At 64.6% G+C, this 13459-nt stretch carries 14 protein-coding genes and 1 tRNA gene; 10 read left to right on the forward strand and 5 right to left on the reverse strand.

What is annotated here, in order from left to right; translation table 11 throughout:
• The first annotated feature begins 117 nt into the window (after positions 1 to 117).
• Entirely contained in the window at positions 118 to 729 is a 612-nt protein-coding gene (locus RGQ15_RS01715) for a GcrA family cell cycle regulator (protein ID WP_311158484.1), read from the forward strand.
• 16 nt (positions 730 to 745) lie between these two features.
• Positions 746 to 1228: an NUDIX hydrolase gene (locus RGQ15_RS01720; protein ID WP_311158486.1), complete on the forward strand. Its 483-nt coding sequence runs from the start codon at positions 746 to 748 to the stop codon at positions 1226 to 1228.
• 36 nt (positions 1229 to 1264) lie between these two features.
• On the opposite strand, the gene RGQ15_RS01725 is transcribed toward RGQ15_RS01720, so the two are convergent.
• Complete coding sequence (locus RGQ15_RS01725; protein ID WP_311158487.1) at positions 1265 to 1867, reverse strand: hypothetical protein; 603 nt, start codon at positions 1865 to 1867, stop codon at positions 1265 to 1267.
• A 303-nt stretch (positions 1868 to 2170) separates the two neighbouring features.
• Between RGQ15_RS01725 and metG the strand changes: the two genes are divergently transcribed.
• The 6 genes from metG (at position 2171) to lpxK (ending at position 7591) form a co-directional block, all read left to right on the forward strand.
• Positions 2171 to 3889, forward strand: a complete 1719-nt coding sequence (gene metG, locus RGQ15_RS01730; RefSeq protein ID WP_311158488.1) for a methionine--tRNA ligase — start codon at positions 2171 to 2173, stop codon at positions 3887 to 3889.
• A gap of 41 nt (positions 3890 to 3930) precedes the next feature.
• Complete coding sequence (gene rocF / locus RGQ15_RS01735) at positions 3931 to 4851, forward strand: arginase (RefSeq protein ID WP_311158489.1); 921 nt, start codon at positions 3931 to 3933, stop codon at positions 4849 to 4851.
• Positions 4852 to 4896: 45 nt separating this feature from the next.
• Positions 4897 to 4982 (forward strand) — tRNA-Leu (locus RGQ15_RS01740).
• Between the two features lie 120 nt (positions 4983 to 5102).
• Entirely contained in the window at positions 5103 to 5348 is a 246-nt protein-coding gene (locus RGQ15_RS01745) for a DUF4170 domain-containing protein (protein WP_311158490.1), read from the forward strand.
• A 21-nt stretch (positions 5349 to 5369) separates the two neighbouring features.
• Positions 5370 to 6605 (forward strand): 3-deoxy-D-manno-octulosonic acid transferase, encoded by a 1236-nt coding sequence (locus RGQ15_RS01750; protein WP_311158491.1) that lies wholly within the window; start codon positions 5370 to 5372, stop codon positions 6603 to 6605.
• Positions 6602 to 7591 carry a tetraacyldisaccharide 4'-kinase gene (gene lpxK, locus RGQ15_RS01755; protein WP_311158492.1) on the forward strand — a complete coding sequence of 330 codons (990 nt, stop codon included), beginning with the start codon at positions 6602 to 6604 and terminating at the stop codon, positions 7589 to 7591. Before RGQ15_RS01750 ends, lpxK begins: the two co-directional genes overlap by 4 nt.
• Here the strand turns inward: lpxK and RGQ15_RS01760 are convergent.
• From RGQ15_RS01760 to RGQ15_RS01770, 3 genes are read right to left on the reverse strand one after another with little or no spacing between them, the layout of a single operon-like run.
• Complete coding sequence (locus tag RGQ15_RS01760; protein WP_311158493.1) at positions 7573 to 8697, reverse strand: CaiB/BaiF CoA transferase family protein; 1125 nt, start codon at positions 8695 to 8697, stop codon at positions 7573 to 7575. The genes lpxK and RGQ15_RS01760 overlap by 19 nt on opposite strands.
• Positions 8694 to 9359 carry a DsbA family protein gene (locus tag RGQ15_RS01765; RefSeq protein WP_311158494.1) on the reverse strand — a complete coding sequence of 222 codons (666 nt, stop codon included), beginning with the start codon at positions 9357 to 9359 and terminating at the stop codon, positions 8694 to 8696. The genes RGQ15_RS01760 and RGQ15_RS01765 overlap by 4 nt, the downstream gene beginning before the upstream one ends.
• The gene (locus RGQ15_RS01770; RefSeq protein WP_311158495.1) at positions 9356 to 9907 is read right to left on the reverse strand and encodes a DUF721 domain-containing protein; all 552 of its coding nucleotides are present in this window, start codon (positions 9905 to 9907) and stop codon (positions 9356 to 9358) included. Before RGQ15_RS01770 ends, RGQ15_RS01765 begins: the two co-directional genes overlap by 4 nt.
• A 76-nt stretch (positions 9908 to 9983) precedes the next feature.
• Between RGQ15_RS01770 and mutY the strand changes: the two genes are divergently transcribed.
• Positions 9984 to 11057 carry an A/G-specific adenine glycosylase gene (mutY, locus tag RGQ15_RS01775; protein ID WP_311158496.1) on the forward strand — a complete coding sequence of 358 codons (1074 nt, stop codon included), beginning with the start codon at positions 9984 to 9986 and terminating at the stop codon, positions 11055 to 11057.
• Positions 11058 to 11060: 3 nt separating this feature from the next.
• Positions 11061 to 12197, forward strand: a complete 1137-nt coding sequence (locus RGQ15_RS01780; protein ID WP_311158497.1) for an alkane 1-monooxygenase — start codon at positions 11061 to 11063, stop codon at positions 12195 to 12197.
• Positions 12198 to 12314: 117 nt separating this feature from the next.
• Here RGQ15_RS01780 and RGQ15_RS01785 read toward each other — a convergent pair whose 3' ends face one another.
• Entirely contained in the window at positions 12315 to 13445 is a 1131-nt protein-coding gene (locus RGQ15_RS01785) for a site-specific DNA-methyltransferase (protein ID WP_311158498.1), read from the reverse strand.
• Positions 13446 to 13459 lie beyond the last annotated feature (14 nt).

Here is a 13459-nt window from a genome sequence, read left to right on the forward strand (position 1 = left end):
GAATTTGCGGGCTCGGGCGGGTAAATCTGGCTATCCCCGGTTTAAGACCGGGTTCCGCGGAATTGAAGCCACTAGCACGAAATGCGCCGGACCGCCCGGCGCAAGGAAAGGCAAACCATGTCCTGGACCGATGAACGCGTAGAAACGCTGAAACGCATGTGGGCCGAAGGCCAGTCGGCCAGCCAGATCGCCAAGGAGCTTGGTGGCGTGACCCGAAACGCCGTGATCGGCAAGGTGCATCGCCTTGGCCTGTCGAACCGAAACGAGGACGGAACCGAAATGCCTGCCGCACCCGCCCCCGAGGCGAAGCCTGCGCCCCAACCCGCTGCCGCCGCAGCGCCCGCGCCCCAACCGAAGCCCGCGCCCGAGCCCGCGCCGAAACCTGCTCCTGCCGCCGCCGCGCCGCAGGCCCAGCCCGCGCAACCGCCGCAGCCGGTCAATTTCAACCGCCGCCCGATCGTGCCCGCCGGCCAGCCGCTGCCGCCGCAGCCTTCGGCCAACGAGATCAGCCCCGAAGCCCTCGCCTCGGTCCGCGAGGTCGAAAAGCGCGCCCGCAAGCTCACGCTGATGGAACTGACCGAGCGCACCTGCAAATGGCCGATCGGCGACCCGGCGACCGACAAGTTCTGGTTCTGCGGCCTGCCCTCGACGGCCGGCAAACCCTATTGCGAAGCCCATGTCGGCGTTGCCTTCCAGCCGATGAGCTCGCGCCGCGACCGCCGGCGCTAAGATCTGGCGCTGAGCCTTGGCGCATTTCCCCCGGCTCGCCGCCCTGGCCGTTACGCTGGACGGCGACCGGGTGCTGCTCGTGCAGCGCCGCAATCCACCCGATGCGGGCCTTTGGGGCTTTCCGGGCGGCCATGTCGAGCCGGGCGAAACCGCGCTTGACGCGGCCGCCCGCGAGCTTGCCGAGGAAACTGGCGTCATCGCCCTGCCCCGCATCTATCTCGACAATATCGACATGATCGAATGCGGCGAGGATGGCGCCCTGCGCTATCATTTCCTGCTGGCCGCCGTGCTTTGCGATTATGTCTCGGGCGATCCCGTCGCCGCCGATGACGCGATGGACGCGAACTGGTTCCTGGTCGAAGACATCCTTGCCGGGGCAAAGCCGCTCAGCGGCGGGGTGGCACGCACGCTCGCGCGCGCCATGGCCGCGCAGCAGGCAGGCGCCAGTCAGCAGGCAGGGGTCGCGCAGCCGTCAGGCACCGCGCGGCAGGCGGGCTAGGCGCGACACCCCGACCGGCCGCACGCGGCAGACGGGTCAGAACCGTTTCCTGAAGCCCAGCAGATTGGCATTCGCCGCCCCCTTCATGCCGCCCAGGATCTCCGCCCCGCCCGAACGGTGGTGCAAGCGCCAGAACAGGCTCCAATCCCGGTCCTGCGGCGAAAACTCGATCTCGGGCGACAGGTAGAACAGCAGGCTCGCATCGCCGTCATATTCCTTGACCTGCTCCGCCTCGCGCCCGGGCTGGACGGCATCGACATAGCTCAGCCCGAAGACCAGCGAAGGGGTCATCTGCCAATCTCCCGCAACGTCGATGGCGCGCAGCCTTGCCACCGCGCCTGTCCAAAGCTCGGTGCTTTGCCCCTTGCCCCGGCGCATTGCGGCCCCGGCCTCATAGCCGAGCGACACGAAGCGGCCCGGCTTGCCAAGCCATTGCATCCCGATCCCGGTGACATGGTTGTCCTCGTAGTTTGCGCCGCCAATGTTCAGGCTGGCCCCCATGGATTCGTCGAGCATCCGACCCGTCATCACGAAGACGTTGCGCTCGGCTGGCTGATCCGGGCCGGCCACCGCCGAGCTTGCGCCGCCTGCCAGTCCAAGCGCGGCGCCCAGCGCAAGGACCCGCATCATGTCACGCATCTGCTGAAATTCCTGCGCAGGCATCGGGAACCCCGACATCAGGTTGGGACATGGCCTCAGCCTAATTCCGTAAATCCCCCTGCAACAAGGAAAATCCACAGGCCGGCATCAGACCGGCATACCCGCTGTGTACGCCCTGTGTACGCCCGGTGTACGCCTCGTGCGCGGCCCGACCCAGCATTTGCTGGGCTTCGGCAGGTTTTCAGGCCATGCCGTTGCGCGCTTTGGCCAGGCAACGCCCGCAGGACTTTCCATCTTTGCGCTTCGCGGCTAGACATGGCGCCGATCAAAAGGACGCATTCCATGGCCCGGCATCTCATCACCTCGGCGATCCCCTATATCAACGGGATCAAGCATCTCGGCAATCTGGTCGGCTCGCAGCTTCCCGCGGACCTCTACGCGCGCTACCTGCGCCAGCGGGATCACGAGGTCATGTTCATCTGCGCCACCGACGAACACGGCACACCCGCCGAACTGGCCGCCAAGAAGGCCGGCCAGCCGGTCGCCGTCTACTGCGCTGAAATGCATGGAATCCAGTCCGAGATCGCCCGGAATTTCGGCCTCAGCTTCGACCATTTCGGCCGCTCTTCCTCGGAACGCAACCACGTCCTGACCCAGCATTTCGCCGGGAAACTGGACGAAAACGGCTGGATCACCGAGGTCGAGGAAAGCCAGGTCTATTCGATCGACGACGGCCGCTTCCTGCCCGACCGCTACATCGAGGGCACCTGCCCGAATTGCGGCTATGACAAGGCGCGCGGCGACCAATGCGAGAACTGCACCAAGCAGCTCGACCCGACCGACCTGATCGAGCCGCGTTCGGCCATTTCGGGTTCGACCAACCTCGAGGTGCGCACCACCAAGCACCTCTACCTGCGCCAGCGCGCGCTGAAGGATCAGATTTCCGCCTGGATCGACAGCAAGAAGGACTGGCCGATCCTGACCACCTCGATCGCGCGCAAATGGCTGAACGACGGCGACGGGCTGCAGGATCGCGGCATCACCCGCGACCTCGACTGGGGCATCCCGGTGAAAAAGGGCGACCAGCCCTGGCCGGGCATGGAGGGCAAGGTCTTCTACGTCTGGTTCGACGCGCCCATCGAATACATCGCCGGCACCGCCGAGGGCACCGATGCCAAGGGCCTGCCCGACAGCGAATGGCGCCGCTGGTGGCGCCTTGACGAGGGCGCCGAGGACGTCACCTACACCCAGTTCATGGGCAAGGATAACGTGCCTTTCCACACCCTGGGCTTCCCGGCGACCATCATGGGCTCGGGCGAGCCGTGGAAGCTGGTCGATTACATCAAGTCCTTCAATTATCTGACTTATGACGGGGGCCAGTTCAGCACCTCGCAGGGTCGCGGCGTCTTCATGGACCAGGCGCTCTCGATCCTTCCGGCCGATTACTGGCGCTGGTGGCTCCTCTCGCACGCGCCGGAATCTGGCGACAGCGAATTCACCTGGGACAATTTCCAGCAATCCGTGAACAAGGACCTCGCGGACGTTCTGGGCAACTTCGTCAGCCGCATCACCAAGTTCTGCCGTTCTAAATTCGGTGAGGTCGTGCCCGAAGGCGGCGAATACGGCCCCGACGAAAAGACCCTGATCGAAGCACTGACCACGCGCATCCGGGCCTATGAAGGCTTCATGGACGGGATGGAGGTCCGCAAATCGGCCGCCGAGCTGCGCGCGATCTGGGTCTTGGGCAACGAATACCTGCAATCCGCCGCGCCCTGGTCGACCTTCAAGACCGACCCGGAAAAGGCCGCCATGCAGGTCCGGCTGGGCCTGAACCTGATCCGGCTCTACGCGGTGCTCTCGGCCCCGTTCATCCCCTTCGCCGCGGATGCGATGCTGGCCGCGATGGGAACCGAGGACCGTGACTGGCCGGGGGATGTCGCCGAGGCGCTGGCCGCCCTTCCTGCCGGACACGCCTTCGCGACGCCCGATGTGCTCTTTGCCAAGATCAGCGACGAAAGCCGCGACGAATGGCAGGAACGGTTCAAGGGCATCCGCGCCTGATCCTTCGAATTTGAAACCGCGAGCCTCATGCAGGAGATAAGATGACCCATTGCATCCTCATCGGCGCCCCCGTCGACGAAGGCCAGCGCCGTGCCGGCTGCCTGATGGGCCCGGCTGCGTTCCGGGTGGCGGGTCTTGCCCGGACGCTGGACGATCTTGGCCACACCGTCGAGGATCGCGGCGACGTCACCCCCGCGCCGGGTCGCGGTCAAAGCTGCGACAATGGGGTCGTTCATCACCTCCCCGAGGTGATCGCCTGGACCGAAGCTCTCTCGGCCTCGGCCAGTGCCGCAATGTCGGACGGGATGCCGATCTTCATGGGCGGAGATCATTCGCTTTCCCTCGGCACCGTGGCTGGCGTCGCCGCCCATGCACATGCCGCCGGTCGCCCGCTTTTCGTGATCTGGCTGGACGCGCATAGCGATTTCCACACCGTCCGCTCGACCACCTCGGGCAACCTCCATGGCACGCCCATGGCCTATGCTGCGGGGCGCGATGGGTTCGAGCCCTTCCCGCCCTTCCCCGCCCCCGTGCCCGGCGAGAATATCTGCATGTTCGGCATCCGCTCGGTCGATCCTGCCGAGCATGCCGCGCTGGAAGAAACCGAGATCACCGTCAACGACATGCGGGTTCTCGACGAACAGGGGATTGCCGCGCCCCTGCGTGCCTTCCTTGATCGCGTGCGTGACCAGAACGGGCTCTTGCATGTGAGCCTTGATGTCGATTTCCTCGACCCCTCGATCGCACCCGCCGTTGGCACCACCGTTCCGGGCGGTGCGACCTTCCGCGAGGCGCATCTGGTCTGCGAGTTGCTGCACGAATCAGGGCTGGTCTCATCGCTGGACCTGGTCGAGCTGAACCCCTTTCTCGACGATCGCGGACGCACCGCGAAACTGATGGTGGATCTGGTCGGCTCGCTCATGGGCCGCAAGGTGTTCGACCGCCCGACGCGCAGCTACTGATCCGGCTTGCCAATCTTTACCGCGCCCGCTAGCCACGCAGCAGGCGCGGGCGTGGCGGAATGGTAGACGCATGGGACTTAAACTCCCTGGGGCGCAAGCCTGTGCGGGTTCGAGTCCCGCCGCCCGCACCATACCTGCCGCAGACTTCAGGAGCCGGGCTTGGAACCGACGCATGCGAGACCGTTTGCCCTTGGTTCTGCGGGGGCTCTCGGATAGGTTCGCGCCGAATTGCGACAGCAGGAGACTATCACATGGCGCAGCGTCTGCACCTCGTCTTCGGTGGCGAACTCGTCGACCCGAGCCGCACCGTTTTCCGTGACACCGACAAGATCCACATGGTCGGTATCTATCCCGATTACGAAAGTGCTTTCGCCGCGTGGAAAGCCGAGGCGCAGCGCACGGTGGACAGTGCCCATACCCGCTATTTCATCGCCCATCTTCACCGCCTTCGCGACGAAGAGCGCGAGATCAGCCCGACCGAAGAACTGGGTAGCTGAGCCGGGACAGGCATTCCCGCCATGCCCCCGGCAGGACAGGCGACCGCGTCTCTGGCGCTCTGGCTGCATCTGAAGCGGCGGGCCACTCGTGGCCCGATCGCTCCTCAGGATTTTGCGCAGCCCCCGGGCGCAGGACCGCTGCTTTTCGTTCACGTCTCGGAATCGGGGGACGTGCTGCCGCAAGCGGAAGCCTTGATCCGGACGCTGCACGCGCTCCGACCGGGAACGCGGTTCGTCTTCACCGGTGCGGCGCCTTCCGCCGCGGCCTTGCCATCCGCGATGCGAGCCGTCCGGCACAAGCTTCCCGAGGACGGCGCAGGGGCGGAATCCCTGATTGCCGCCCTGAACCCAGTCGCGCTGCTGATCGTCGGCGACCAGTTGCCCGCCGCCATGATCACCACAATGGCCAGAGAAGGGCGGCCCGTGCTGCTGTCCGAGGCACGCCTTGCCGCACATGGCGGTGGCGGCTTCTGGCGCGGCATGGTCAACCGTGGGCTAATCAGCCAAATTTCCCATATCATGGCGCCCGATCCGACGGCCGGCGCCGCGGCGCAACAGCTCGGTGCCGATCCGGACCGCATCGAGATGACCGGCCCCGTGACGGAAACGCTGCCGCCGCCTGCGGTCAACGAGGCCGAGCGTGGGGCGCTGGCCCAGATCCTAAGGGGCCGGCATATCTGGATGGCCGCAGCCCCCAGCATGTCAGAAATCCGTTCGATCCTTGTCGCGCATCAATCCGCGCTGCATCACAATCACCGGGCCCTGCTGATCCTCGCCGGGCTTCCCGAGGCGGCCATTCCGGAAATCCGCGCCGAGGCCGAGGCACTGGGGCTGGCGGCCGTGCTGCGCTCGGAAGATGACGACCCGCAAAGCGATGACCACGTCCTGATCGCCGAGGACCCCTATGAAATGGGTCTGTGGTATCGGCTGGCATCCGTCTGTTTCATGGGCGGAACGCTTTCGCCCGGCCGGGCGCTGGCCCCGCGTCATCCGTTCGAGCCCGCGGCGCTTGGCTCGGCCATCATCCACGGCCCCTTGCCCGGCCCATTTTCCGCCGAATGGGCACAGCTGGACGGCAGTTCCGCCGCAAGGCTGGTCCTGGATGGGGAAGCGCTCAGCCGTGCCGTCGCGGATCTTTCCGCCCCCGATCAGGCTGCGATGCTCGCGGGCAATGCCTGGTCAGTCAGCACGGGCGGAGCCGCCGTCCTGCGCCGGATAGCGGATACGGTGATCGCCGCGATGGAGAGTGAACCATGAGCCGACGCGCCCCTTCCTTCTGGTTCCGCCCCGCCGGGCTCCGCGCGCGGCTGCTCTCGCCTCTGGGCGCGATCTACGCGGCCGGCACCGCCCGGCGCATAGCGCGCGGCAATGGATTCGACCCCGAAATCCCGGTAATCTGCGTCGGCAACATCAATGCCGGAGGCACTGGCAAGACGCCGACGACCATCATGCTGGCGCAGCGCCTGATCGCACGCGGGATCGACGTCCATATCGTCTCCCGCGGCTATGGTGGAACCGAGAAGGGGCCGTTGCGGGTTGAGGAAGCCGTCCACGACGCGCTCGAGGTCGGAGACGAGCCGCTGCTGATGGCGGCCTTTGCGACGGTCTGGGTGTCCGACAAGAGGGATGCGGGGGCCAGGGCGGCGATCGCGGCGGGCGCAGGGGCGATCCTGCTGGATGACGGCTTTCAGGACCCGAGCCTGACCCACGATCTGTCCTTGGTCGTGGTCGATGCAGCCAAGGGGTTCGGCAATGGCCTGTGCCTGCCCGCCGGCCCACTGCGCGAGCCGGTCGATCGCGGACTAGCGCGGGCGGATCTATTGCTGTCGATCGGAGACGCTCAGGCGCAGTCAAGTTTCGCTTCCGACTGGCGGACGAGACTTCCCCTGCCGCATTTGCGGGGCACGCTTGCGCCGCTGCCGACCGGGATGGACTGGGTCGGACTGCGGGTATTGGCTTTCGCGGGTATCGGCCATCCCGAGAAGTTCTTCGACACGCTTCGCGGGCTTGGCGCCGAAATCCTGCGCGCCGAACCGCTGGAAGACCATCAGCCCTTCACGCCCGCGCTTCTGACGCGGCTTGAAGCCGAGGCCCGGCTGCTGGGCGCCCAACTTGTCACCACCGAAAAGGACGCGGCACGGATGCCGCGCAAGTTCCGTTCCAAGGTGCTGACCGTGCCCGTCCGACTTGAGCTTGAGGACTATGGGCCGCTCGACGAACGGCTTCAGGCGCTTGGGCTCTGATCGGCTTCGCCCAGCCGCGGCGAGGCACGATCAAGCGACAGGTCCGCCTCGGAAAAGCGGATCGGCAGGCGCATTCCCGGCACGCCCTCGGGCGAAATTCTGAGCCCGCGCGCTAGGATCTGCGGATCGGCGAACACATCGGCCATGTCATTGATAGGCCCGGCCGGAACACCCTGCGCTTCAAGTGCCGCGAGCAGATCGTCCCGTTTCCATGCGACCGTCACGGCCGACAGGGCCGCTGTCAGGGCCTCCCGATTGGCGATGCGGTCCGCATTGGCCGCGTAGGCCGGCGCGTCCGCCAGGCCCGGCAGCCCAAGGGTCGAGCATAGCCGACGATATTGCGCGTCATTTCCCGTGGCGATGATGATCCATCCGTCGGCGCAGTCGAAGACCGCATAAGGGACAAGGTTCGGATGGGCATTCCCCAGCCGCGAGGGGGCCTGCCCGGTCGCAAGGTAGTTCATCGCCTGATTGGCCATGACCGCTGTCGCCACGTCGAACAGCGCCATGTCCACATGCTGGCCCCGCCCCGTCGCCGCGCGCTGATGCAGGGCGGCGAGGATACCGACCACCGAATAGACACCCGTGAAAATGTCCACCACCGCGACGCCCACCTTCTGCGGCTGGGCCGCTGGTTCGCCGGTCACGCTCATCAGGCCGGACATGCCCTGAATGATGTAATCGTAGCCGGCGCGATGGGCATAGGGTCCGGTCTGCCCGAACCCGGTGACGCTGCAATAGACGAGCCGCGGGTTCAACGCCGAAAGCGAGGCAAAATCGAGCCCGTATTTCGCCAGCCCACCGACCTTGAAATTCTCGATGACCACGTCGGCATCGGCGACGAGGCTGCGCACCTTGTCCTGCCCCTCGGGCGTGCGGAAATCGGCGACGACCGAACGTTTGCCGCGATTTGTCGAATGGAAATAAGCGGCGGAACTTTCACCGTCACGTTCGATGAAGGGCGGGCCCCAGCGGCGTGTGTCATCGCCTTCGGGCGCTTCGACCTTTGTGACTTCGGCCCCCAGATCGGCAAGGATCTGGCCGGCCCAAGGACCGGCCAGAATACGCGCAAGCTCGACCACCTTCAGGCCGGCAAGTGGAGTCATCCCTTGTTTTCCGCCTCGGCGATCTTGGCATCAATGATCTTCTTCAGGTCTTCCCAGGGTTGGTTCTGGACCTTTTCACCGGCAATGATGAAGGTCGGCGTTCCCTCGACCTTGTCGTCGGTGGCGTGTTTCTGGAACGTGGCGACCAGGTCGGACACCATCTGCTTGTCTGCCCAGCAGGCGTCCATCTGCTCGGCGCTCATGCCGGCCTTGGCGCCCACCTTGCGCAGATTCGCGGCGATCTCGTCTCCGGTCTTGGCATTCAGCCAGGTCTTCTGATCGTCGAAGAGCAGATCTGCGATGGCATAATATTTCGTATCGCCACCGCAGCGCGCCAGGATACCGGCCCACAGGCCGACCGCATCGAAATAGACGTCGCGTTGAATGAACTTGACCTTGCCGGTCTCGATATACTCGGCTTTCAGCTTCGGCAGGTTTTCCTCGTGGAAGGCCTGGCAATGGCTGCAGGTGAAGCTTGCATATTCGATGACCGTGACCGGAGCATCGGCATTCCCCAGGACGATATCGTCAAGAACCCTGCCTTCCGGCATCTGCTCTTCGGCCGGAGCGGGTTGGGTTTCCTGCGCCAGCGCCGGCGAAACCACGACAGCGGTCAGCGCGGCCGAGGCAGCAGCGATCAGTGAGCGGCGGGAAAGAGTCATGGATTGGCCTTTCGGTCGTTGGTGTCCCTGCGGGACATGATGTTCAAGGCCATCTGGCGCATCAGGGCAGACAGCCGTGGATCGTCGAAGTCCCGCGCGATCTCGTCGGCGCGGGCCAGGCGGGCAGGATCGGGCGGCGACTTGGCGGGGCCAGCAAAGGCTGCCCGGTCCTCGGCAAACCCGTCGCCGGCTGAAAACCCTGTCGGCGCGGTCTGGGTCAGCGAGATCCTCGAGACGGCGTTGAAGCCATAGCAGGCATTCACTCGCTGCCGGATCTGATCAAGCTGCATGTTGATCAGCGGCGCGCGCGCACCCGGAACAAGCAGGGTCAAGGTTGCGCCGAACCCTTTGCCGTGGCTGATCTTGACGGGACGCGTGTGGGCTGCGATCTCGGGACCAACGACTTCGGCCCAGTTGGTCAGAAGCCTTGCAATGGCAAAGCCGCGCGTTTCGCCGATGGCCCGCACCCGGTTGGCGACCAGTTGGGCCGCGGTCTCGAAGCCGCGCATCCGGCGGCGGGGCGAACTGTCGGGTTTCTTCTGGGCCATGCGGGGACCATATGATTAATCTGGCGCGCAGTCTGGACCGAGGCGCGCCCGGACGCCAGAGCGGAGAAACTGAAAATTGCGTGACTCGGGCTTGATCTCGACCGAACTGCTGGCCTGGTACGACCGCCACGCCCGCGTCCTGCCTTGGCGCGTACCCGCGGGAAAGGGACAGGCGGACCCATACCGCGTCTGGTTGTCCGAGGTCATGCTGCAACAAACAACGGTCGCCGCGGTAAAGCAATATTTCGAACGTTTCACGCAATTATGGCCGACAGTGCACGACCTGGCCGCCGCGGCGGACGATCAGGTGATGGCCGAATGGGCAGGGCTTGGCTATTACGCCCGCGCCCGGAACCTCGTGGCTTGCGCCCGTGCCGTTTCGGCATTGGGTTCCTTTCCCGACACGCGTGAAGGGCTTCGCAGCTTGCCCGGCATCGGCCCCTATACCTCGGCCGCGATCAGCGCGATCGCTTTCGACCGCCCCGAGACGGTGGTGGATGGCAATGTGGAACGCGTCGTCTCGCGCCTGTTCGCGATCGAAACACCCTTGCCCGTCTCAAAGCCCGAGATCCACGACTTCGCGTCGGCACTGACGCCTCTGGACCGGCCGGGCGACTACGCGCAGGCGATGATGGATCTTGGCGCGACGATCTGCACCCCCCGCAGCCCCGCCTGCGGGATCTGCCCCCTGTCCGCGTATTGCGAGGCACGCAGTCAGGGCATTGCCGCCCAATTGCCGCGCAAGGCAGCCAAAAAGGCGAAGCCGCTCCGGAAGGGGGCGGTATGGGTCGGCTTTTCGGACAGCTCGATCCTCGTCGAGACCCGCCCTGACAAGGGATTGCTCGGCGGCACCCTGGCATTTCCGTCAAGCGGCTGGGATGGCTCGGATCTTGGCCCGCCTGCCGAAGCCGTCTGGCGCGAGCTGGGGGTCGTCCGCCATGTTTTCACCCATTTCGCGCTGGATCTGGTCGTCATGACCGCTGATCTGAATGAAGCTCCGCGACGTGGCAGGCTTGTGTCGCTGGCCGAGTTTCAACCCACCGCCCTGCCCGGGCTCATGCGCAAGGCATGGGCGCTGGCCCGTCCCACCCCAGCCCGCCCGCGACATTCCGTCGCAATGGCAAGCCAGCCTCAAACACCTGATGGTTGATTAATGCAAAATGCCTTTCGTGCCCGATTGATCGATGCCCTTCCCTTCTGGCTATCGCTGGGAATGGTTCCGCTGGCTCTCCTTGCGATGCGTTGGGGAGGCTGGTGGTTCCTGCTGATGCCGGTCTATGCTTGGTATCTTACGACCATGCTGGACAGCATTCTGGGTCTGAACGACGAAAATCCCGACACAGAAACTCCCGAGACGCAGCTTTTCTGGTATCGCGCCATCACGATCATCTGGTTTCCGGTTCAGGCCGCGATGATTTTCGGCGGGATCTGGTTCGCGTCGCGAAGTGGGCTGTCGGGCTGGGAAAGGATTGGCCTTTTCTTCGGCATCGGCGTTGCGTCAGGCACGATCGGTATCGTCTATGCGCATGAGCTGCTGCACCAGAAGAACCCTGTCGAGCGCTGGCTGGGCGACCTGCTTCTGGCCTCGACGCTTTATTCCCATTTCCGATCCGAGCACATGCTGGTTCACCATAGCTGGGTGGCGACACCCCGCGATGCCGTTTCGGCCCGCTACAACGAAGGATTCTTCCGCTTTTTCCTGCGCGTGCTGAAGGAATGCCCGAAAAGCGCCTGGCAGGCCGAAACGCGTCGCCTTGCTCGGGCCAAAAGGTCGAAATTCGACCTCCGAAATCCATTCTGGCGGTATGCCGGGCTGCAACTGGTGATGCTTGCCCTGGCCTTGCTGCTGGGGGGCTGGCAGGGTCTTTTGCTGTTTGTCTGGCAGGCCTTTGTCGCGGTCTGGCAGCTCGAGCTGACGAACTATGTCGAACATTATGGCCTGACCCGCCGCCACCTTGGCAACGGGCGCTACGAACATGTCCTGCCCCGCCATAGCTGGAACTCGTCCCATAAGGCGACGAACTGGCTGCTGATCAACCTGCAGCGCCATTCCGATCATCACTACAAGCCTGATCGGCGTTTTCCATTGCTGCAGACCTACAGCAAGGAAGAAGCCCCGCAACTTCCGATGGGTTACCCTGCAATGACGTTCATGGCGATGGTGCCCCCCCTGTGGCGGCGACGCATGAACCCGCGCGTGCGCGCATGGAGACGGCAGTTCTATCCCGATATCGAGGACTGGTCGGCCTATAACCGCGGCACCCTGCCTCTGCCGCGCGCCGCTGCCTGAGACCCGGAGACTGCGCAAAAAGACCCCGCCCGGCAGGTTTCGCGGCCGGACGGGGCAAGGCGGTCCCGGTCGCGCCAGAGCTCGCGATGCGTCGGGACACGGCGAAAACTTTGGTGACTAGTTGGGGCGGCCCTTTTCGGCCTCCATCTCGGCCCGGATCTGCTGACGCAGCATGTCGATCGGAACCATCCGCCCTTCCCTGCGGAAATGCCAATAGGTCCAGCCGTTGCAGGAAGGTGCGCCTTCAAGAGCAGCGCCCAACTGGTGGATCGAGCCTTTCATGTCATGGCCGACAAGGCTGCCATCGGCGCGGACCTTGACCTTGTAGCGGCTATCCGTGGAATAAAGCTCCTCGCCCGGACGCAGCATGCCGCGTTCGATGACCTGACCGAAAGGCACGCGCGGTTCGGCCCGCTTCGCCTTCGTGGTCACAAGGGCCTCATTGTCGAATTTGCGCACGCGGGCAATGCGCTTGGCCGCGACCTCGCGATATGCCTCTTCGCGTTCGATCCCGATGAAGTCGCGGCCCAGCATCTTGGCCACAGCCCCGGTGGTTCCGGTGCCGAAGAACGGGTCCAACACGACGTCGCCGGGATTGGTCGAGCCGACAAGAATGCGGTGCAGCAAGGCTTCCGGTTTCTGGGTCGGATGCGCCTTCGAGCCATCCTTGTCCTTCAGCCTCTCACCACCGGTGCAGATCGGAAGCACCCAGTCCGAGCGCATCTGAACGCCTTCGTTGAGCGATTTCAGCGCCTCGTAATTGAAGGTGTACTTGGCGTTTTCCGATTTCGAGACCCAGATCATCGTCTCATGGGCGTTCGTCAGCCGCTTGCCGCGAAAGTTCGGCATCGGGTTCGACTTGCGCCAGACGACATCGTTCAGGATCCAGAAACCCTGGTTCTGCAACTCGGCCCCGACACGGTAGATGTTGTGATACGAACCAATCACCCACATCGCCCCGTCGGGCTTGAGCACGCGGCGCGCAGCCGCCAGCCAGTCGCGGGTAAAGCGATCATATGCGGCAAAACCAGAAAACTGATCCCAGTGATCGTCGACCGCATCGACCTTGGAATTGTCGGGGCGGTGCAGCTCACCCTTTAGCTGAAGATTGTAGGGTGGATCGGCGAAGATCAGGTCCACGCTGCTTTCCGGCAACGAATTCATCACCTTGACGCAGTCACCGGCAAGGATCTGGTTAAGCGGAATAGGCCGCGCAGAAACGCGGGATCTGGAAACATGCTTGGTCATCACTGCCTCGGATT

It is taken from the genome of Paracoccus sp. MBLB3053 (assembly GCF_031822435.1).
Taxonomy (GTDB): domain Bacteria; phylum Pseudomonadota; class Alphaproteobacteria; order Rhodobacterales; family Rhodobacteraceae; genus Paracoccus; species Paracoccus aurantius.